Raw genomic sequence first — 22,477 nt, forward strand, 5'->3', positions numbered from 1 at the left:
GCTTTTTTTTTATATTATAATTATTTCGGAGCCTATTTGACCAGTTCTAAATTGTATTGCCATTTGGGGAAAATATTTGTTTAATAAATTTAACTTGTTTAAGACGCTTTTTATCAAATAAAATTTCTACACTGTCAACAGCATTTTCTTTAAGATACCAAAGTAGATATATAGGTTCTTTCAAATCATTGTCCAGAAAACATTCAAGTGATAAAATGACCTTGCTTTTTAATAAAATATCATATGCCCGAAACAAAGTTTTTTGATTGGGATTACAGGATATTTGGATATCAAATATCCTTTCAATTTTTTTGATAATCTTTGGTCTTGATTTCATAAAGATTCCCCTATAAATACAATTTGTAAAAAACATTTTCTCTAGTATGTAGTGATTTGGGGTCCGGCCAGCAGTCATCACTGTGCCGGTTGAACCCCTGTATTAATGATTAAGCCTAGTCTTTAAGAAGAAGTAGATAGTTTATCTTTTAATAAACTAACAACTCCCGCCAGCTTTCCTTTGAATTCCTGTTTTGTCGAAGCTTCTAATCCAGTTTCCTTTTCCGGTTCTTGCACTTTAAAACTTAAGTTTCCGTATTCCGTATAATAAGGGGAAACTTTTTTATAATGAGCTTTACTTAATACCGGGGCTCTTTTCTCTTTGCCCTTTCCTAAACGGACAAATTCATGGGTATTACGGGCGGAACAGCTAACATATACATCAAACACTTTTCCAAGCGAATAATCATTAACAATATCATCTATTAAAAACTGCCCGCTAAAAGAGACTGTTCGGTTGTCTTTCCATTCGAATTCCACAGGAACGTACGTATCTGCTAACTTGTCCCGTTGCCGAATATATAAGGATAGCTGTAAACAACTTTTAATTTCATTATCTCCTTTTTCAAAAACAGCTTCTCCATCAAGTTTGATTTTCCCGCGTTTAAAATCCACCCATTCCAAGTTCTTTAATGCACATATAGGTTGATTTAATTTAATTCGATGCCGTTTTTGCTCAGTTGCCTTTTCAAAAACGTCAATCCACTGCTGTACAAATTTTTTATCGCTAAATTTTTCAACAATCTTTCTCGCTTCAAGGCTCATGGCTTGCTGTTTTATCTTATTGGTAAACAAATCAATGATCGCCTTGCTTAATGCCGTAGAGTCGTTTGGCTTGACTAAAATACCATCAACACCGTTTGTAATAATATCACTCGGACCGTATTTAATGTCATAGCTAATAACAGGGGCTCCCGCGGCCATACTTTCAGTGATCACAAGACCAAACGCTTCAGTACGGGAAGTTATTAATGAAAAAGCAGCACGTTCGTATACTTCGTTTGGATTTAGTGTAAATCCTTTAAGAAACACGTTAGATTCCAAATTTAATTGTTTAATAAGGTTCCGTAAAGATTCTTCCTCTGGACCAAATCCCCATAATTCAAGTTTTGCTTTAGGAATTTGATCAACCACTTTACGAAACACACGTATCATATGATCCAAATTCTTGTTCTTAACATATCGTGCCAAGGTTACGGCTGTTAGCGGATCCCGTTCAATCTCCCGGTCTAAATTCACTTTTGAAGCATTGTGGGGAATAACATGATAGATTGACCGGGGACCAAATTGCCGCTCTATATCTTTTTTCTGGTTCTCAGTTAAAAAGATGACTGCATCAAATTGATCCATCATTTCCAGTGCTGACCGGTTACGTTCAGCTAACGGTGATCCATAATGATACGGCTTTTTCAAATGGTTGCTATGAATAACAAGCATTTTTGCAGCATTCGGATTTTGAACAGCAGCTGCCCATTTATCGGTACTTCGGGAATCAGATAGTAATACTGGGTGACTATCATGTTCCGTCAATTTTTCAAGCCAATATCTTTTTAACTCTGTTTCACTGTAAAACACATGGTTCAAATCCCCATTTTGATTGAACCAATTGATTCTCTTGAAGTCGCCGGTTTTATGATCAAACCAGACAGATAAAAAGCAATGGCCGTCTTCATCAAAATATAAAGATTGCCGCGGCTTATTTGAAACATAATCCATATACAATATTTGGCGAAGCTGTCCCGCGGAATCAAATGTTTCCCTGCGGGTGCGATAGCGGTTTTCATTAAAATAATCGATAAATTCCAGCTTATTGTCTTCATTATATTTCTTGTATTTTATATATAATCCATCTTTATAAAGGCGATAAGCATTCTTTTTCGGGTCTTTATCTTTATGCGCGACTAAACCATTTTCTTCAATTGGATGATTAATAATAGGAACGTTAAAAGGCGACTTTGTTTTATTTGCCAGAAATTCATATAGATTATGAATAATAACATTCCCTTTAATTTTTCCTAAACGATATAATTCTTGCCGAATGAGGTCATAATCCGGATTAAAATTAAAGGAAAGGATATGAATTTGTTTAAAATTATCGGATAAGAGATTAGCGCGATTAAAGAGTGCTTTTGTCATCCCGCCGCGAACCATTTCAATCTTATTCATTAGGAAATAGATTTGATAGATCATAATATCCTCCTTGACAGACCGCATTATTCTACAATCAAATGGCGGTATGTCGATTGATGTAAGTTGCTTTCATGAAAAAAGACGGTTACATCAAGAGAAAAGTTCGTTTTCTTTTTAATGGAAATAAATTCATATATTCTAATTAAATTGTTCTGCTTCTAACTGCAAAGGGTTAATAGCCCGCATTCAGCACCCAGAATTTTTGTTCGGATGCAATAAATCATTATTTATGTAAAAATAGAATTAAAAAATACAGTATATATGTATACAATTGACTGAAAATTTCATTCACAGAACAGGAAGGGCGTAAAGTGATGTCAAACTTAGAATTTAAACGACAATCAGTCAGTGATGTTGCTTACAATGATATAAAAAAGAAAATTATTGATTTGGATTACAAACCGGGTCAATCGCTTAGTGAAGAAATGCTGACTAACGAACTCAATATAAGCCGTACGCCTCTTAGACAGGCTTTGCACCGGTTAGAATTAGAAGGGCTGATCAACCGGCGGGCGAACGGAAGAATTGCTGTGGCCTCTGTTACCATTGAAGAGGCTGAGGAAGTTTTTAAGGTGCGTGAAATGTTAGAAGGCTTGATCGCAAGAGAAGCCGCAGAGCATATCACTGATGAGCAAAGCGATAAGTTGGAGGAAGTGCTGTTTATTATGGAACGAGCCGCGGAAAAAGGAAAAAATACTAGTCTTATCCGTCATGGCAGCGAGTTTCATCATATTTTGTATACAGCTGGAAAGAATGAAACTGCTGTCCGTTTTCTGGAACAAATAAACAGCCGAATTGAGCGATATCGCCGTCTTGGCGGTTTTTTGAATCCCAAATATGTACCTATGCTGCCTGTTCAAGAGCACCGGAATATTTTTAACTGCATACGGGAACATCATTTGGATGAGGCGGAAAAAGCAATGCGTGCACATATCCGGCGCAGCCTAGAATTAACTAAAAAAACACTGCAGTATTATCTTGATCAAAATGATTTTTGTTGACAGCTTTTGTAAGAAATTCACGTGTCATTATTTTTTTAATTGACACTCATTTCCGAAATGTATACAATTAGACTAGACGGTATAATTGTATACAATTATACTCCTTTACAACAGATTCGATTAAATTTAGTGAATGGGGATATTTAAATTTCTGAAATAACAAAGGAGAGGAAAAGCTATGCCGATCGAACAAGATTATCGACCAGGTCTTGAAGGTGTTATTGCCAGTGAAACAAGTCTCTCATTTCTTGATGTTGATGCGGAAGAAATTGTTATTCGCGGTTATGATCTCATTGAACTTGCCACAAAAGTAAGCTACTTGGATATTGTTGGACTTTTGCTTGATGGTAAGCTCCCGAATGAGGCAGAACGTGAATCCTTGGAAAAGGATTTGAAAGCCGAATACGATATTCCGGAAGCAGTTATCTCAATTTTGAAAGCCCTTCCAAAGGATACTCATGCCATGGATGCGCTTCGTACCGGTATTTCAGCATTAGCCGGCTTTGACAAGGAACTGGAGGACCGTTCAAGGGAAGCTAATCGCCGAAAAGCGATTCGTCTTTTGGCAAAAGTACCGGCTATAGTTGCTAACAGCTACCATATAAAAATGGGTAAATCTCCGATTGAACCCAGGAAAGATCTGTCATACAGCGCTAACTTTTTGTATATGATTACGGGCCGTGTGCCTTCAGAGAGTGAAGCCAAGGCGTTTGATCAATCATTGATGGTGTACAGTGAGCATGAAATGCCGAATTCAACATTTGCGGCCCGTGTTATTGCTTCAACGCAATCTGATCTTTATGGAGCATTAACCGGATCTGTTGCCTCCTTGAAAGGAACCTTGCATGGCGGAGCCAATGAAGCTGTTATGAAAATGCTTTTGGAAGCCGGGGATCAAAGCCAAATTGAACCATTAATTATGAAAAAACTGAAAAATAAAGAGCGGATTATGGGCTTTGGACATCGTGTATATATGAAGAAAATGGATCCGCGTGCTCAATTAATGAAGCAAGCTTTACTGAAACTGGCAGATGAAAAAGGCCGGCATGATTTGTATGAAATGTGTGAGATTGGCGAAGATGTCATGCGCCGTGAAAAAGGCCTTTATCCAAATCTTGATTACTATGCTGCACCTGTTTATTACTTATTGGATATTCCCATTGATCTGTATACACCGGTCTTTTTGGCTGCAAGGACCGTTGGCATCAGCGCTCATGTCATTGAGCAGCACGAAAATAACCGTTTGTTCAGGCCGCGCATTCGTTATATGGGTCCGCGTAATTTACATCCTAGAAGAAGTTAAGAGGCATAGCTTTTCTTTAAAAATAACATCCAATATTTAATCTCTGGAACGGAGGAAAACAAAACATGACCAGTTCTGTTACACAAACAAACCAAACAAAATCTGAAGCATTTGATAAAGTTTTACAGGAAATTGCTGACTACGCTGTTGATTTTAAAATTAACAGTCAAGAAGCCTACGATACAGCACACCATGTTCTATTAGATACTATTGGCTGCGGGCTGCTTGCGCTTCGCTATCCGGAATGCACGAAGCATCTGGGACCAATAGTGCCGGGGACAGTTGTCCCAAACGGTGCACGCGTCCCTGGGACACAATTTGAATTAGACCCGGTACATGCCGCTTTTAATATTGGCTGTATTATTCGCTGGTTAGATTACAATGACACGTGGCTCGCCAAGGAGTGGGGACACCCTTCAGATAACTTAGGCGGTATATTAGCTGTAGCCGATTACCTCAGCCGGACCCGTACGGCTGAGGGTAAACAACCGCTTTCGATGAAAGATGTATTAACAGCGATGATTAAAGCCCATGAGATTCAAGGGGTCCTTGCTTTAGAAAACAGCTTGAACCGTGTAGGGCTGGACCATGTACAATTTGTAAAGGTTGCTTCAACAGCTGTCATTACGGCCATGTTGGGCGGTGATCGTGAGCAGGTGCTTAACGCATTGTCAAATGCTTGGATTGACGGTGCCAGCTTGCGTACTTATCGTCATGCGCCAAATACCGGCTCGCGGAAATCATGGGCGGCGGGAGATGCAACAAGCCGTGCCGTACGGTTAGCATTAATGGCGATGAATGGCGAGATGGGCTATCCAACTGCATTGTCCGCTAAAACATGGGGATTTAATGATGTTCTATTTAATGGTCAGGAGCTCAAGCTGGCAAGGTCATTTGGTTCTTATGTCATGGAAAATGTCTTATTAAAAGTTGCCTACCCGGCAGAATTCCATGCTCAAACCGCGGCTGAATGTGCTATTCAGTTACATCCGGTTGTCAAAGATTGTCTTGAAGATATTGATAAAATAGAAATAATGACACACGAGGCAGCTATCCGGATTATTGACAAAAAAGGCCCGTTGACAAATCCGGCGGACCGTGATCATTGTATTCAGTATGTGACGGCTATTGGTCTTATTTTTGGAGATTTAACTGCCGATCATTACGAAGCAGATGTCGCCGGCGATCCGCGCATTGACGCACTGCGCGATAAAATGGTTGTTACGGAAAATCCGCAATACAGTAAGGATTATCTAGATCCGGATAAACGCTCTATTGCCAATGCCATTAAGGTTTACTTTAAAGACGGCACGTCAACCGAAGAAGTAGAATGCGAGTATCCAATCGGCCATCGCAGGCGCCGTAATGAAGGCATCCCTAGACTAATTGAAAAATATAAAGAAAACTTATCGACACGTTTTCCAAAACAAAAGCTGGAGCAGATTTTGGATCTGACGATGGATCAAAAGCGTCTTGAGAATACGCCTGTTAATGAGTTTATGAAACTATTTGTCATCTAGAAATATTGGAGGAACAATGTTATGACATGGTTAGTAGGAAAAGAATACAGCCAATCCGAATTAGCTGAACAATTTCTTAAAAGCATCCAATCCCCGCAAATTTTGAAGATGCCGGGTGCGCATGACGGCATGGCAGCGCTTATCGCCAAAAAGGTTGGTTTTGAGGCGCTTTACTTATCCGGCGGCGCCTATACGGCAAGCCGCGGTTTGCCTGATTTGGGAATTCTTCATTCCCAAGAAGTCGCCGACAGGGCCCGCGATTTAGTCAGAGCCACAGGTCTGCCTGTGTTAGTTGACATTGATACGGGATTTGGCGGCGTGTTAAACGTTGCCAGAACGGCAAGGGAAATGGCAGAGGCAAAGGTAGCGGCTGTTCAAATTGAAGATCAGCAGCTACCGAAAAAATGCGGTCATTTAAATGGAAAACAGCTTGTTTCAACAGAAGAAATGATGCAAAAAATTAAAGCAATCAAAGAAGTCTCTCCAACACTCGCAGTCATTGCACGTACGGATGCAAAAGGAGTAGAGGGCATGGATGCCGCAATTGAGCGGGCAAAATGCTATTTGGAAGCGGGAGCAGACGGGATTTTTCCGGAAGCCTTGCAGAACGAAGAGGAGTTTCGGCAATTTGCTAAAGAAATCGATGCACCGCTATTAGCGAATATGACAGAGTTTGGACGGACACCATACTATACCGCCGAGCAATTTGAATCTTGGGGCTTTCAGATGGTGATTTACCCGGTAACCTCTTTGCGGGTGGCTGCAAAAGCCTATGAGCGGGTTTTTACCGAAATTATGGAGAAAGGTACGCAAAAGGCTTCACTCGATGACATGCAGACAAGAAAAGAATTATATGAAACGATTCAACACTACGATTATGAAGACTTAGATGGAAAAATCGCCAAAACAGTGTTGCCTGAAATAGGCAAGTAACAAACAAAGAAAAACTTGTTGAAGGATAAGCGTAAAAAGAAGACGACAGGTTTTAAGAAGATATCCCCTGAAAATGCTATTTAGCTTTTTAGGGGATACTCTGTATTTTCGAAAACAGGTTATTGGTTCTTATTATTGCTTTGCTCAATTTCAATTTTTTCCCCGCCAGCCGATAAATAAGAATAAACCTCACAGTCAGGTTTTAAGTTCATTAATCCTTTAATATAAGGTTTGACGAGATCTTTAAAATCCTCACTGACACCTGATTCTTCAACTTGACCATGAATATATAATTTTTTCTCATTAAATAAAAAAGAAACATAGCCGACCGGTTTACTGTTTTGATTGATAACATTTAAAATTTGCGTCTCCGGCTTAATTAATTCAGGTGAAAAGTAAACTTCCAATGCGATGTCCTCCTTTCGTCATTCTGTCGTTAATTTTAATTTTTGAAATAAAGATTTTGTTGATTCTTCTGAAGAAGGATTGCTTACATGGATAAAAAGAAGCATCAACACGCCTGCGAGTAACGTTAGTGCGGCTGTGCAAAGAAACATCCCCGACCTTGACCAGCCCATTAGCCAACCATAAATCGGCGGTCCTGCGGCAACCCCGATAAATCTGACAGATCCGTATAATGATGTCACAAAACCGCGAAGATCCTTATTAACTGAACCTGTAATAAAACTGTTGATACAAGGCAGCACCAAGCCTGTTCCAATACTGCTGACAGCTAAAATAGAAATGAAAGGAACCAGCTTGCTGAAGAAGACTAATGTTGCAAACGAAAGGGTCATTAATAATAAGCCAATGATAATTAATACCTTCATCAATTTTAGGTTTTTCATTATCTTGGCACCGGTGATGTAAGAAGTTGTTGTCATAAACAATAATGGAATAGCAAGAATAAATCCCTTTAACAAACCATCAATGTGATATTTTTTTTCCAGGACATCAGATAAATAAAATAAAATACCGAATAATGTTAATAGACAGGCGGTGCCAGTAAAATATGTGACGATTAACCAAAGGCCTTCATGTTTAAAAACAGAAAACAGTCCTTTAGTATATTCTCCCGGTGATGGCGGTTCCGCACTTTTAGCCTTCTCTTTAACGAAAAATAATGTAAGAAGAATAGAAATAAGACAAAAAGCGGGAAATGCAAAAAAGACGGCATACCAAATCAGTAAAGCAAGAAGTGATCCAAGAATCGGAGAAATCACTTTGCCAAAACCATTGGAAGCCTCAATGATGCCAAGAACTTTACTTTGCTCGGCCCCTTTAAATAAATCTCCTGCTAAAGCCATCGCAATATACGCAGTACCTGCACCGCCAATCCCTTGTATGATCCGCCCTGTTAACATCCATATATAAGCATGGTTGCCAAACCAGGCCACAGAAGATCCTGCCAAAATACCGCCGCCCCCAAAAAGAATTAAAGAAGGGATAATGACTGCTTTTCGGGAAAACCGATCAGATAAATAACCCATTATTGGGATAGAAATAGCCGCCGCAGCTGAAAAGGCAGTAATCACTAAGCTCACTTGAAATTGTGAAATATTTAATACGGACTTCATTTTAGGCAAGATCGGAATCAACATGGAGTTCCCCAGTACTAAAATCATAGGGATTGATCCGAGAGCTAAAATCGTCAGCCCTGTTGGTTTTTGGTCTGACAAAGTCTGCACTCCCTTTTGTGATATTATGCTCTTTTAGCATTTCTAATTTTGCAAGTTCTATTCGTTTTTTAAATGGGCACTTTTTTTATTTCATCGCATAACATACAGCATACTCTAGGGAGGTGCTGAGTCATTGGGTGATTTGAAATTGCCTTATAGAACAAAAAAGAGCCGCTCATATGGCATGACATCAATTGTTGACTTTGGGATTCCAGTGAAAGAGCTGAAAAATACTTTGTCTGATTATCATGAATATATTGATATTGCAAAGATTGGTATAGGATCAGCTTATGTTACGCCAAATATCCGTCAAAAAATAGACGTTTATCAATCGTTTAATATCATCCCTTATTGCGGCGGTACACTTTTTGAGAAATTTTACTCGCAAAATAAATTGGATAAGTACCTATTATATTTGAAAGAGCTGGGCCTGGACTATATAGAAATATCGACAGGCATTATAGATATTCCCCTTGAAAAACGCTTGGACTTAGTGCTGAGATTAAAAAGGGATTTTAAAGTCATCGGTGAGGTTGGATCCAAAGATATTCAAAAAGATATGGCTGCTCCTGATTGGAAAAATGAATTAATCGCCTTATTAGATGCAGGCTGCCAATACGTGATTACGGAAGGCAGGGATTCGGGTACAGCCGGTATTTATCAAAGCAATGGTGAGATTAAAGAAGGCTTAATTTTTGATGTGATTCAAAATGTTAACAGCAAAAAGATTATTTTTGAGGCACCGCATCCAAAAAGTCAGATGTTTTTTATCAACCAGATTGGATCTAATGTCAATCTGGGTAATGTCAAAATTCACGATGTTTTATTATTAGAAGCCCAGCGTCAAGGTCTTCGTTCAGAAACCTTTTTTATGGAGGAGAAAGCCGATGCGGCTTTTATTAATTAGGCATCTTCCCACTGCATGGAATAAAAAAGGGATTTTACAAGGGAAAAGAAACATTCCTATAGATAAGCATTTGTTAATAGATCAAAAGGATGGCATTTTGCGTAACAAGGAACTTCTTGAGAAATTTAAGCCGTTTGATTGCATATTATCGAGTGAATTAATAAGGACTCAGCAAACAGCCGAAATTTACGGATATGACTATAGTCCGGAACCTTTATTAAATGAACTGGATTTTGGAGAATTTGAAGGAAAGGAAAAGGATGAGTTTGTTCAGAACAATAAAATCTGGATAATTAATCCGCGAAAGTTAACATTAGGGGAAAGGCTTATTGATTTTGAACACAGGCTTTTTCAATTCATTCATCAGTATGGGAAATATGAACAAGTTTTGATTTTTGGGCACGGGTCATGGATAAGGGGGATGATTTCTATCATTAATTATGGTGATATAAATCAAATGAATAGAATCAAGGTCAATAACAATGAGTTAGTCCGTCTGGAAATTCCTTCTTTTATTTTGCATTGAGAAGTCCAATAGTCCAATTTATGATTTGGCTTATGCAGAAAGACGATGGCAAGAGAAACAAGCCTGAATTTTGCCGCTCAGCTCCCGTTCTGAATTTACATGACTAAATTGATGCATGGACAAATATACTTTAGTAATCCTATTTCATTTCAGCGGCGGGAGTTAAACGATATATGGAATTTAATAAAGAAATGATCAGGTTTGTTATGCTGACATTAGGGGGATTTGTACAAGGGTTGGGAATGTCCCTTTTTCTTTTTCCGCATCATGTTCCATCCGGCGGTTCGGCCGGGATTGCTGTCTTAATGAACCATTTGACACCATTATCTTTAGGATTTTCATTATGGCTGAATAACTTTACTATGCTGTTTATGGCTTTTAAATGGTTTGGTTTTGCCTGGACAATAAGAACGATGTACGCGGTAACCGTAACATCAATGACAGTATATTGGTGCAGTTTATTTATATCCATACCCCATGTACATATTGCATTGGATTTATTGCTTGGCGGCATACTTTTTGGCATAGGTGTCGGCATTTTGATAAAGTATGATGCATCAAGCGGCGGCATGGTTGTTCCGGCGCTGTTAATATCTACTTCACGAAGTTTCCGGCCTGGACAAACTATGTTTTGGATCAATATATCAATTTTCCTGATGACCGCTCTTGTTATTGATTTAAAAATTGTTATTTATGCTATTGTTTGCCAATGGCTCTCAACAAAGATCATAGATTTTACTAACCGAAGTTCACCCTCTGTCTAAGAATAGAAATCTAATTTCCTTATTATTGATATGATTTGTATAAATATTATGCTATCTTGTTAATAGATAATAATGTAATGAGGGAGTCATGTACATGATAGAACACATCGTTTTATTTAAGTTTAAAGATGAAACAACAAAAGAACAGAAGGATGAAGCCATTAAGCGTCTTTGTCAATTAGCCGACGTTTTGCCAGGCATTATCGATATTAAGGCGGGGCATAACTTTACTGATCGCGGAAAAGGCTATACGATGGGGCTTACCGTTCGTCTGGAATCAAAAGAAGCATTTGACCATTATGGTCCTTCTGAGGAACATCAAGCTGTTCTTGCTTATTTGCATGAAATTGGCTTGGAGGATACGCTTGCCGTTGATTTTGTTATTGAATAGACTTGAACTAAGGATGGACAGCACTAAGCTGTCTTTTTCTTTTAAATGAAACCTTTTATTCCAACTGAAAATGTTATAATTGCCTTTTGTTTAGGTAACGATTTAAATGAATTTATGTGTGAAAAGAGGATGAAAATGACAAAATTACAAGCGGGTACTGTTCAAACCTTAAAGGTTGAACGGCAGGCGCCTTTTGGATACTTTTTATCAAATGGCAAAGAAGATGTTCTATTACATAATAATGAGCTGAGTGAGGATTTTGACGCGAGTCAGCCGCAAACAGTTTTTTTGTATCAGGATCATCAAGGCAGACTTTCAGCAACAATGACGATTCCGACTATAAAAATCGGAAGTTATGATTGGGCTGAAGTTGTTGCAGTAAAGCCCAAATTAGGTGTTTTTGTTTCAATCGGCATCAGCAAAGATATTCTAATTTCAATGGATGATTTACCTGATATCATTGATTTATGGCCGGTTAAAGGAGACCAATTATATTGTTCTTTAAAAACTGATAAAAAAGGCCGTTTGTTTGGAGCGCTGGCGACAGAAAATGTGATGCATGAAATAGCTGAACAAGCTGCAGAAGACGACTTTAACAAAAATATCGCAGGAAGAGTTTACCGCTTAATAAAAGAAGGATCATTTATCATAACGGAAGAAGGCTTTCTCGGTTTTATTCATAAATCTGAGAGAAGAGAGGAGCCTCGCCTCGGTCAGAAGATTGAAGGAAGGATTATTGAAGTTAAGGAAGATGGATCAGTGAATGTTTCTTTATTAGGTAGAAGCCATGAAACAATGGATACGGATGCCGAAAAAATATATGTTTATCTTGAAGGGCGCAATGGTTCAATGCCTTATTCGGATAAAAGTCATCCCGATGATATTAAAGCAAGATTTAACATGAGTAAAGCGGCATTTAAGCGTGCGCTTGGGAGACTAATGAAAGAAGGGAAAGTTTATCAAAAAGAAGGTTGGACTTATATTAAGGAATAGTTTCCATTTTATAAAGGGCAGACGTAAGCGGTCCGCCCTTTTTCCGTATAAAATATGATGTATAAGGTAAAAAAGATTTCGACAAAAGTTGTAATTTAAAGGAAATAGTTTGAACAGAAATTAATTTAAAATTCTCCAAAATTAAGTCATGTTATGGTATATTTAACAAGAAGAGTTTATGAAAGCGTTTTAGGAGGGAACACCGTGATTGAACAAATGATGCGTAATTTCTTTTTGTTCCTGGGGGATAACAAAAAATTGACGAAGCTTGCTAAAAAATACGGACTTAGTTTAGGAGCAAGCCGTTTTGTAGCTGGAGCAACGCTTGAAGGTTCGCTTGAAGCTCTCCATAAATTAAATGAAAAAGGTTTTTCGGTTACACTTGATCACCTCGGCGAGTTTGTCGATAATGAAAAAGAAGCAAATGAAATGGCGGATCATTGTATTGAAGCTATTGAAGCTATCGACCGGCACAATCTTGATTCACAATTATCGTTAAAAATTACATCAATGGGATTAGATATCAGCCGCGAACTTTGCATGAAGAACATGCGCCGGATTTTAGATACAGCGAAAAAACATGACGTATTCGTTACCATTGATATGGAAGATCATTCCCGCTGCGGTGTTACCCTTGATGTATTTAAAGAACTGAAGAAAGAATACGATAACATCGGCACAGTCATTCAAGCTTACCTGTACCGTACAATCGATGATCTCAATGAATTAGACGAATATCATCCAAGACTTCGCATCGTAAAAGGTGCTTACAAAGAGCCGGAAGAAGTGGCATTTCCAAATAAAAAAGATGTCGACCAAAATTTCAAAAATTTAATTCAAATTCATCTATTAAGAGGAAACTTCACATCAATCGCCACCCATGATGATGAAATTATCCGTTTTACAAAAGAACTGGTCAAAAAGCATAATATCCCGAAAGATCAGTTTGAATTCCAAATGCTTTATGGTATTCGTCCTGAACGCCAAGAAGAAATCATTAAAGAAGGTTACAATATGCGGATTTACGTACCGTACGGCGATGATTGGTACGGATATAACATGCGCCGCTTAGCAGAGCGGCCGGCCAATGTAGCCTTTGTTCTTAAAGGTGTTTTGAAAAAATAAAATTAAGCGTTTTCAATGTTTCTAGTAAAAGAATTAAAAGATATTGAATTTGATGATGATTCTTTTCATCAAATTGGAAGTGAAATAGCGCAGACTGTTCCCGTAAAAACGAGGAAAAGTCGGTTCAGCTGATTCTGTTTTATTTCGGCAGCGTGTGGCTGTTAATTTTGCAAAAGAATGGCTGCTTTGTACATGTGCGCAGGATAAATAAAATAAAAGGTATTTTATTAATAAAGCGTTTTCCTAAGCGCTTTATTTTTGTTTTGGCACTACTTATATTAACGGTAATTAAAAAATATTACAAAAGGATAGATATCTATTATTCTAAGATGAAGCTAATGGAGATTCAAAAAATGCTTAACAATTCATTTGGGAGTAAAAAGATCCAGTCGAATAACTAGAGATTACGCAAAAAAATACTTTAAGAAAATTTATTAAAATATAAAGGAGTCAATAAATGATGGATTTAAATAAAAAGGCATCTTGTTGTTCTGTTAGTAGGATAGCAGTAGGAACAGACATGATCAAATCACCGGTAGAATTAAATAAGAATACTGCAGCAGAATTTCATCAAGAAGAAATGGTTTTAATCAATGGAGGTGAATTTCTCATGGGAACGAATGATAAAGATGGTTTCCATGCAGATGGAGAAGGTCCAATAAGAAAAGTAAAAGTTAATTCATTTTTCATAGACCGCTTTGCAGTAACTAACGCTAAATTTGCGGAATTTGTATCAGCAACTAGTTATAAAACTGATGCTGAGAAATTTGGCTGGTCCTTTGTCTTTTATAAACTGATATCAAAGAAGACTGCGAGAAAGGTAAAACAGTTTCCTTCAGGAACGCCATGGTGGGCGGCTGTTGAAGGCGCTTTTTGGTTAAAACCTGAAGGACCTGATTCAAGCATTGCTGATCGAATGAATCATCCCGTTGTTCACATTTCATGGAATGATGCTGTTGCTTATTGTAAATGGTCTGGTAAAAGACTTCCAACAGAAGCAGAATGGGAATATGCCGCTAGAGGAGGACTCGTTCAGAAAAAGTATCCATGGGGAGATATTTTGGAACCAGGGGGGGAGCACTATTGCAATATATGGCAAGGTGAATTTCCAAATGAGAATACCGCCTTAGACGGGTACTTAGGAACAGCACCAGTAAATGCTTTCTATCCTAATGGATTTGGTTTATATAATATGGCGGGAAACGTATGGGAGTGGTGTTCAAACTGGTTTAGTCCAAAATTCCATTTGCACGAGTCTAAAGTTAATCCTAAAGGACCATCTAAAGGGAGTACGAAGTCAATGAGAGGCGGATCCTATCTCTGCCATGAATCCTATTGCAATCGCTATCGGGTTGCGGCAAGGACATCAAATACCCCTGACAGTTCTGCGGGAAACCTCGGGTTTCGTTGTGTAAAAGATTTATAGAATTAATTAAATAGGGATTCGGAAATTAAGTAGCTAATTCTAAATCACTTTGGGAATAATAGCGGATTCAGAAAAATAAAAATGCCTAAACAATCTTAAAAAGGGGGGGAAATAAACCACAACTAGTGGTTTATTTTTTATGAATGTTTAATCGGCAGATTGAAATTTAAAATTATAGATAAAGCCCGTCAACATACATTGATGTAAGAGTTTCCGCGATTTCTTCAAGCGTATCCTGGTGTGTATTTCGAACAATTTCCCATTGATATGTTTCATTTGCAAAAAACCACATACGCGCCACTAATTCCGGTTTTAAATCAGTACGGGCTAGTCCTTTACACTGGGAATAAGTAATATCATTAGTAATACAGTGAATGAATGTATTTCGTATTTCTTCCCATTTCAAATTAATTGCGGTTGAAAGACCAACGGCCTCTTGAAAAACCTCCATCATCTTGCGATTGGATTGAGCCAAACTAAGAAAGGCTGTTACTTGGTTTAATACCATTTTTTTTGCTTCTTCTTTTGTTGTTGGAAAAAAGGAAGTTTTTGCGATTTCAATAAACTCCGCCATGACATCTTCCATTAATACGATTAGTAAATCGTCTTTACCCGAAAAATGAACATATGCGGTTCCATAACCAGTGTTTGCACGTTTAATGATCTGCGAAATCGTTGCTTTTTGAAAACCTTCCTCAAGAAAGACATAACGTGCGGCATCGAGTAATTTTTGACGTGTTAACATTGAACGCTTATGGCGGCCATCAACAATTTCTTCTTTTGAGCCTTTCACGAACCTCCCCCCTTTAACATATAAGGATACATGTTAATGTTAAAAAATAAAAGGGATTTTAAGAATATTAAATATTAATGGCTAATTTTTACTTTAACAGCGGTCGTTTTGATAGACTCTTATAAATAATTAAAATATTAAAGGATGAATAATATTGACATCGCGTCATATTTCCTTTATATTTAAATAAATTCAAAATATTATTTATTATGTATAATAGGGGAGATAATTATGACCAATGGAACAGTTCAAGTAACTAATGATTATGCTTTACAGCTTGATAACTTAGACGAATTTAAGGATTACCGAAACGAATTCTATTTAAATCCTGGATCGATCTATCTTGATGGAAATTCATTAGGATTAATGAACAAACATTCAGAAAATAAGGTGAGTGAAATTTTAAACGATTGGAAAACACTTGGTATTGATGGTTGGACTCAGGGAACCTATCCATGGTTTTTTATATCTGAAAGGTTAGGAGAAATGATGGCTCCGCTGGTAGGGGCTGAAGCAAAGGAAGTAATTGTAACCGGTTCCACGACAGTAAATTTACATCAACTTGTTGCTACTTTTTATAAACCTGAAGGAAAGCGAACGAAGATCATTGCAGACGAATTAACTTTCCCCTCGGATATTTATGCACTGAAAAGTCAGCTGATGCTGCATGGATATGATCCGGAAGAACATTTGATTCGGGTTAAGAGCGGTGATGGAAGATTCATTGAAGAAGATGACATCATTAAGGAAATGACAGATGAGGTTGCTTTAATTGTTTTACCTACGGTACTTTACCGAAGCGGTCAGCTGTTCGATATTCAACGTTTAACAGCGGAAGCGCATAAGCGAGGCATTCTTATTGGTTTTGATGGATGTCATTCTGTAGGAGCTATTCCTCACTATTTTAGTCAGTGGGATGTTGATTTTGGATTTTGGTGTACTTATAAATATTTAAATGGCGGTCCAGGAAGTGTCGCAGCGTTGTATGTAAATAAAAAACATTTTGGCAGACATCCGGGGTTAGCAGGATGGTACAGCTCGAATAAGAATAAACAATTTGATATGGAACACACATTAGTTCCTGAAGAAACAGCTGGTGCCTTTCAAATAGGGACGCCTCATGTATTAAGTTTAGCACCGCTTATCAGTTCTTTAGAAATGTTTGCAAAGGTATCTATTGAGAATATTCGAAAGAACTCCCTTAGCAAGACTCAATACTTTATGGATTTAATTAAAGAAGAACTCTCAAACATGGGATTTACAATTGGAAACCCGCTTGAAGATGAACGTCGGGGCGGCCATATTTGTTTAGAACATGAAGAAGCTATTCGAATTTGTAAAGCGCTAAAAGAAAATCAGATTACGCCGGACTTTAGGGCGCCTAATATCATTCGTCTAGCACCAATCGCTTTTTATACTTCATATGAAGATATCTTTAAAACAGTGCAAATCTTAAAGAAAATAATGTTAGACAAGCAGTATGAGAAGTATGAAAATAAGCGGGGCGTAGTCTCCTAATAGACAAAAGAAAGGTTGGAATTTATATGGCCAGTAACTCCGAAAAAATTCAAGACATTACGGAGGGAGAAAAGGGATTAAAAAAAAGCTTAACGACCCGCCAGCTATCAATGATCGCCATTGGGGGCGCTATTGGGACTGGTTTATTTCTTGGAAGTGGATCCGCTATCAAAACAGCGGGTCCGAGTGTCATCATTAGCTATGCTATTGGAGCAGCCATTGCCTTGTTGCTTATGGGCTGTCTTTCAGAAATGACAGTTGCCCATCCTACCTCCGGATCATTTGGTGTTTATGCAGAACGTTATATTAATCCATGGTCGGGTTTTACTGTCCGCTATTCTTATTGGTTTAGCCTTATTTGTTCTATTGGGACGGAAGTTACTGCCATTGCTATCTATATGAAATATTGGTTTCCAAATATCCCAGGATATGTATGGATAGTTGTTTTTTCTGCCGTCCTCCTTTATGTCAATGCGACAAGTGTGAACATGTTTGGTGTTGTTGAATATTGGTTTTCTTTAGTAAAAATCATAGCGATAGTTGGTTTTATTCTTTTAGCCTTTTTTGTTGTATTCGGTACAGGAAGTCATTCAGAAATTGGTCCTCAAAACTATGTAAATAAAGGCGGATTCTTTCCAAATGGTTTTGGCGGCATGTGGTTTGCCACATTTATTTCGCTTTTTAGTTATTTAAGTATCGAAATGATTGCGGTAAGTGCCGGAGAGGCAAAAGAACCAGAAAAAGCTGTCCCCATTGCACTTAAATCTGCCGTTTTTCGACTTGTGCTATTTTATATTTTAACGCTCGCGTTAATGTTGATGATTGTTCCATGGAATTTTGCCGGGAACAATGAAAGCCCGTTTGTTAAAGTCATGGATATTCTTAATATCCCTGGTGCAGGCGGAATTATGAATTTTGTTGTCCTTATTGCTGCACTTTCCGCCATGAACAGCCAGCTATATACTTCTACCCGAATGATGTTTTCATTGTCCAGAGCTAAATTTGCACCACAAGGACTTGGGAAACTTAGCACCAAAGGCGTTCCGGTGAGGGCCCTTATATTATCAGCGGCGGGGGTTGTTATTGCGGTAATCTTTTCAATTGTTTCACCTGACAGCGCTTTCAACTTAATGATTTCATTATCCAGTTTCGGCGCTATGTTTGCATGGTTTATGATTTTTGTTACTCATTTATTTTTTCGCCGTAAGTGGGATCGGGAAGGGACCCGTAAATTACCAGTTCGTATGATCGGTTTTCCATATTTAACAGCGTTTGGAGCCATATTGTTAGCAAGTGTTGTCTTATCAACCGTATTCTCACAAGACTTTAAAAGTACATTGACTCTTGGAATTCCTTGGCTATGTTTTATTACTATTGCCTATTTCATATGGAAAAGGACAAATCAACAGTTGAAAAAAGAAACAAAGAAAAAGGACAAATCAACAATTGAAAAAGTCAACTAAGAAGAATTATAATAAGAACTTTTGAAGTGTTTCGCTTTTCTCTTTTGAAGAAACAATAAAAGATCTATAATCATAAAGATTCGCTATCATGACCTTCAACAAATGTGGTTATAAAGAAAGAGGTTATGTGGATGGCAACAGTAAAGCTACCTAAGTTTTGGCAAGCATTACTGCCGATGATTATTCTTCTTTTTACAGCGTTGATGTCAGGACTTAAATGGAAAGCAGGAATGGATATCCCTTTAGTGGTAGGAATTATAGCTGCTGCTATTTTGGGAATTTTCCTTAAACATAAATGGTCTGATCTAGAAAAATTTATCATTGAAGGAATTTACAAAGGCATATTCCCTTGTTTACTACTTTTTATTATAGGGGCCATCATTGCAACATGGATGCAAAGCGGCGTTATTCCTTCTTTAATCTATTATTCATTAAAACTAATTGATCCGCACATTTTTATTCCTATAGTGGGGTTAACGACAGCTATTTTAAGTGTTTCGATAGGGAGTTCGTTTACAACCATTGCGACAATCGGGGTCGCCTTCATGGTAGTTGGGCAAGGCATGGGCTTTCCCCCTGCTTTAGTTGCGGGTGCTGTTATTTCCGGCTCCTATTTTGGGGATAAATTGTCACCTTTATCAGAGACAACAAACTTGGAGCCTGTAGTATGTGATACTGATCTCATAAGTCATGTTAAGCATATGTTATGGGATACTATTCCAGCCTTATTTATTTCAATTGTTATTTACTATTTTGTAGGATTACATTATTCAACGACTACTGCAAATCTGCATCACATCAAAAATATTATGAACGTATTAGAACATTCGTTCAATCTTAGCTCGTATTTACTTTTATTGCCAGTGTTAACAATTGTTTTAATTATAAAACGTTTTCCAATTCTTCCGACCCTTATATTTATTAGTGTCATTGGCGGCATTGTAGCCATGGTGGTTCAAGGCAATTCACTGACCCAAGTTATTTTAACTGTTACAAATGGATTTTCGTCCCATACAGGGTTAAATGATGTTGATTCCCTACTTAATCGCGGCGGACTTTTATCCATGTTAGATGTCATTATGCTGATCATCTTGTCTACAGCATTGGGGGGAATCATGGATGGCATAGGAATATTTAAGGCCATTATTCAGCCAATCGTTCAGAAAGCACGCCGTACAGGTTCGCTCATTTTTTTAACAGTTGTTTCAACACTAATTGTTGGATTTGCCAGCGGTTCTCAACATCTTTCGATCATTCTTTCTGGACAAGGATTCACTAAAACCTATAAAGAGCGCGGTTTAGACACGAAAAATTTATCGCGTTGTGTTGCAGCAGGAGGGGCAGTCGGTATTAATCTCGTTCCATGGAGTGTAAATGCCTTTTTCGGATTAGCGATGCTTAAAGTAAATCCGATAGATTATATCCCATTCAGCTATTTTGTTATTCTAGTGCCGTTGATAAATATTATTTATGGATTTACCGGATTTAGTATTGTTAAAATAGCCCCTGCAGCTAAAAATCCAAGTAAGGAGCCTGAACTTCAATACAGGGAAGAGAATATGTAATGACTTTTTACTTGGTAAAATACGGAATGCTTTCTATAAAAGCGATTATCGCTTTATACTTTTCATATTATTGACAAGGAGGAATTTAAAATGGCGTTAAATCAGCCTAACATAATCATGATATCTTGTGATCATTTAAGAGCCGATTTTATGGGCTGTAGTGGTCACGAGTTGATTCAAACGCCTCATATTGACCGGTTAGCTAGAAAAGGGATTCGTTTTACCCAAGCCTATTCAACGACACCGATATGCGTTCCAGCTCGCGGGATGATTATGACCGGGTTGGAGGGTCATGATTTGGGATTAACAACCTACCATGAGGGTTTTCCAGTAAAAGAAACTTTACCGCAACAGTTACATGATGCAGGGTATCAGACATTAGCTGTTGGGAAAATGCATGTGTATCCTGAACGATGTCATTATGGGTTTGATAATATGATACTTTGGGAAGAAGGCCGTCAAATTGGCAAGCCCTATGGCATGAATAAGGGATATGGTGACTATGAACAGTGGCTGGCTGAGCAGGGCTATCCTGGTATGGCTTTTACTCATGGTATGTCTATTAATGAATATAGTATGACGCCATGGAATCTTCCGGATTACTTACATCCAACTGAATGGATTGGGTATCAAGCATGCAAGGAGATCAAACGGCGTGATTGGACAAGGCCATTATATATGTGGGCATCGTTCACAGCTCCGCACCCGCCTTTAGTACCGTTAATGAAAGATCTTTATCTTTATGACAGGGATGACATGCCAAGTCCGGTCATTGGCGATTGGGCAGATAAACATCCGGCTTTTCATCAATTGGAATTATCATTTGATGAACAAATGACCGATAAACAAATCGATTTAGCTTACCGCGCTTATTTCGCACTAGTAACTCAAGTAGACAGACAAATAAACAGAATTATTGGAACCCTCCGTGAAGAGGGAATGCTTGAGAATACATGGTTTGTCTTTACTTCTGATCATGGGGACAATCTTGGAGACCATCATCTCTGGCAAAAATCGAATTTTTTGAATGGTTCATGCCACATTCCATTAATTATTACGCCGCCATTGCGAGCAGAGGGGGATCAGTTGGATGAACTATTGGGACCGAATTGGGTGCCTGGAAAAGTTAACAACTCTGTCGTTGGCTTACAAGATATATTGCCAACCTTGTGTGATATTGCCGGCGCTGAAATACCAGACCATGTTAATGGAAAAAGTTTGTTACCGCTTGTAAAAGATCCAACAGATCGTGTTCGGGATACTATTCTTGGTGAGTATGGAAATACAGGAAGACGTTCGTTGATGTTAACAAACAGTGAGTGGAAGTATATTTGGTATGAGGAAGATGGCTTCGAGTTACTTTTCAATATTCTAGACGATCCAAATGAAACCCGCAATCTTGCCTCAAAAGAACTTAATATATTAGAAAAGTGGAGAAATAGGTTAATTGATATATTATCGAGGAGAGAAAACGATCCTGCAGTTAGTGGAAAACCCTTAGCGGGATCATCCATTGGATATGAGCTTTCCTTAATTGAAAAAGAAAAAAGGATTAATACATATCCTTATTACCATCCTATGGGCTTACGGTAAATAAAAATGATATATAATCGGCTTTCTTTTTAGGCGTAACTTGTAAAATGATAGTTACGCCTATTTTTATTTATAGATTCATTAAAAATAATATTGACACCATGTCATATTTCTGTTAAATTATAATTAATTTCAGAATATATTAATGATTAATAATTGAGGGGATGATAAGATAATTTTACAGTTTATGATTAAAAATCTTAATGAATGGTCGATTTTAAAAAACAAAGCAGTTTAATATGTTAACTTTTTTCTTTAAGAAACATTTACTAAAAGACTTTTAACAAAAAATTTTAAGAATTTCATATTATGAAATAACCATATTGAATAAGATTTTCTTATTTAATATAGTTTCATATGTAGGTAATATCTTAATAAAATGACGAATTCGAAGTACTAAATGTAAAGCAGTATCGTTCCTTTAAATCTTAATAGCAATTTTAATAGGCAA

General features: G+C 37.7%; 20 protein-coding genes. 15 read left to right on the forward strand and 5 right to left on the reverse strand.

What is annotated here, in order from left to right:
- Positions 1-46: 46 nt before the first annotated feature.
- Complete coding sequence (locus tag ACFQRG_RS03710) at positions 47-337, reverse strand: hypothetical protein (RefSeq protein WP_380963735.1); 291 nt, start codon at positions 335-337, stop codon at positions 47-49.
- Positions 338-459: 122 nt separating this feature from the next.
- On the reverse strand, positions 460-2,526 hold the full coding sequence (locus ACFQRG_RS03715) for a glycosyltransferase (RefSeq protein WP_380963738.1): 2,067 nt from the start codon (positions 2,524-2,526) through the stop codon (positions 460-462).
- A 314-nt stretch (positions 2,527-2,840) separates the two neighbouring features.
- Here ACFQRG_RS03715 and ACFQRG_RS03720 point away from each other — a divergent pair, with 314 nt between their 5' ends.
- The 4 genes from ACFQRG_RS03720 to prpB all read left to right on the forward strand — a co-directional run bounded on the left by ACFQRG_RS03720 (position 2,841) and on the right by prpB (position 7,283).
- Positions 2,841-3,527: a GntR family transcriptional regulator gene (locus ACFQRG_RS03720; protein WP_380964948.1), complete on the forward strand. Its 687-nt coding sequence runs from the start codon at positions 2,841-2,843 to the stop codon at positions 3,525-3,527.
- Positions 3,528-3,705: 178 nt separating this feature from the next.
- The gene (gene mmgD, locus ACFQRG_RS03725; RefSeq protein ID WP_380963741.1) at positions 3,706-4,830 is read left to right on the forward strand and encodes a citrate synthase; all 1,125 of its coding nucleotides are present in this window, start codon (positions 3,706-3,708) and stop codon (positions 4,828-4,830) included.
- A 65-nt stretch (positions 4,831-4,895) separates the two neighbouring features.
- Positions 4,896-6,350, forward strand: a complete 1,455-nt coding sequence (locus ACFQRG_RS03730; RefSeq protein ID WP_380963743.1) for a bifunctional 2-methylcitrate dehydratase/aconitate hydratase — start codon at positions 4,896-4,898, stop codon at positions 6,348-6,350.
- Between the two features lie 21 nt (positions 6,351-6,371).
- Positions 6,372-7,283 carry a methylisocitrate lyase gene (gene prpB, locus ACFQRG_RS03735; protein WP_380963746.1) on the forward strand — a complete coding sequence of 304 codons (912 nt, stop codon included), beginning with the start codon at positions 6,372-6,374 and terminating at the stop codon, positions 7,281-7,283.
- Positions 7,284-7,402: 119 nt separating this feature from the next.
- On the opposite strand, the gene ACFQRG_RS03740 is transcribed toward prpB, so the two are convergent.
- Together ACFQRG_RS03740 and ACFQRG_RS03745 are read right to left on the reverse strand one after the other, a co-directional pair.
- Complete coding sequence (locus ACFQRG_RS03740) at positions 7,403-7,690, reverse strand: hypothetical protein (protein WP_380963748.1); 288 nt, start codon at positions 7,688-7,690, stop codon at positions 7,403-7,405.
- A gap of 18 nt (positions 7,691-7,708) precedes the next feature.
- Positions 7,709-8,908, reverse strand: a complete 1,200-nt coding sequence (locus ACFQRG_RS03745; protein ID WP_380964950.1) for an MFS transporter — start codon at positions 8,906-8,908, stop codon at positions 7,709-7,711.
- 187 nt (positions 8,909-9,095) lie between these two features.
- Between ACFQRG_RS03745 and ACFQRG_RS03750 the strand changes: the two genes are divergently transcribed.
- The 7 genes from ACFQRG_RS03750 (at position 9,096) to ACFQRG_RS03780 (ending at position 15,094) form a co-directional block, all read left to right on the forward strand.
- On the forward strand, positions 9,096-9,869 hold the full coding sequence (locus ACFQRG_RS03750; RefSeq protein ID WP_380963751.1) for a phosphosulfolactate synthase: 774 nt from the start codon (positions 9,096-9,098) through the stop codon (positions 9,867-9,869).
- Entirely contained in the window at positions 9,850-10,395 is a 546-nt protein-coding gene (locus tag ACFQRG_RS03755) for a histidine phosphatase family protein (protein WP_380963754.1), read from the forward strand. The genes ACFQRG_RS03750 and ACFQRG_RS03755 overlap by 20 nt, the downstream gene beginning before the upstream one ends.
- 173 nt (positions 10,396-10,568) lie before the next feature.
- Complete coding sequence (locus ACFQRG_RS03760) at positions 10,569-11,159, forward strand: YitT family protein (RefSeq protein WP_380963757.1); 591 nt, start codon at positions 10,569-10,571, stop codon at positions 11,157-11,159.
- Positions 11,160-11,253: 94 nt separating this feature from the next.
- Positions 11,254-11,550, forward strand: coding sequence for a Dabb family protein (locus ACFQRG_RS03765; protein ID WP_380963760.1), 297 nt, complete (start codon positions 11,254-11,256; stop codon positions 11,548-11,550).
- Between the two features lie 135 nt (positions 11,551-11,685).
- The gene (locus ACFQRG_RS03770; protein WP_380963763.1) at positions 11,686-12,543 is read left to right on the forward strand and encodes a CvfB family protein; all 858 of its coding nucleotides are present in this window, start codon (positions 11,686-11,688) and stop codon (positions 12,541-12,543) included.
- A gap of 207 nt (positions 12,544-12,750) precedes the next feature.
- A complete protein-coding gene (locus ACFQRG_RS03775; RefSeq protein ID WP_380964952.1) occupies positions 12,751-13,668 on the forward strand; it encodes a proline dehydrogenase family protein in 918 nt (305 codons plus the stop codon).
- 457 nt (positions 13,669-14,125) lie between these two features.
- Complete coding sequence (locus tag ACFQRG_RS03780; RefSeq protein WP_380963766.1) at positions 14,126-15,094, forward strand: formylglycine-generating enzyme family protein; 969 nt, start codon at positions 14,126-14,128, stop codon at positions 15,092-15,094.
- 172 nt (positions 15,095-15,266) lie between these two features.
- On the opposite strand, the gene ACFQRG_RS03785 is transcribed toward ACFQRG_RS03780, so the two are convergent.
- Complete coding sequence (locus ACFQRG_RS03785; protein WP_380964954.1) at positions 15,267-15,839, reverse strand: TetR/AcrR family transcriptional regulator; 573 nt, start codon at positions 15,837-15,839, stop codon at positions 15,267-15,269.
- Between the two features lie 279 nt (positions 15,840-16,118).
- Here ACFQRG_RS03785 and kynU point away from each other — a divergent pair, with 279 nt between their 5' ends.
- From kynU to ACFQRG_RS03805, 4 genes are all read left to right on the forward strand, one after another.
- Positions 16,119-17,405, forward strand: coding sequence for a kynureninase (gene kynU, locus ACFQRG_RS03790; protein WP_380963769.1), 1,287 nt, complete (start codon positions 16,119-16,121; stop codon positions 17,403-17,405).
- Between the two features lie 26 nt (positions 17,406-17,431).
- Positions 17,432-18,868: an amino acid permease gene (locus ACFQRG_RS03795; RefSeq protein ID WP_380963772.1), complete on the forward strand. Its 1,437-nt coding sequence runs from the start codon at positions 17,432-17,434 to the stop codon at positions 18,866-18,868.
- Between the two features lie 131 nt (positions 18,869-18,999).
- Positions 19,000-20,433 carry a Na+/H+ antiporter NhaC gene (nhaC, locus tag ACFQRG_RS03800; RefSeq protein WP_380963774.1) on the forward strand — a complete coding sequence of 478 codons (1,434 nt, stop codon included), beginning with the start codon at positions 19,000-19,002 and terminating at the stop codon, positions 20,431-20,433.
- 90 nt (positions 20,434-20,523) lie between these two features.
- On the forward strand, positions 20,524-22,026 hold the full coding sequence (locus ACFQRG_RS03805) for a sulfatase-like hydrolase/transferase (RefSeq protein WP_380963777.1): 1,503 nt from the start codon (positions 20,524-20,526) through the stop codon (positions 22,024-22,026).
- Positions 22,027-22,477: the final 451 nt, after the last annotated feature.

This window comes from Scopulibacillus cellulosilyticus (assembly GCF_042665295.1).
In the GTDB taxonomy this organism is placed as follows: Bacteria; Bacillota; Bacilli; order Bacillales; family Sporolactobacillaceae; genus Scopulibacillus_A; species Scopulibacillus_A cellulosilyticus.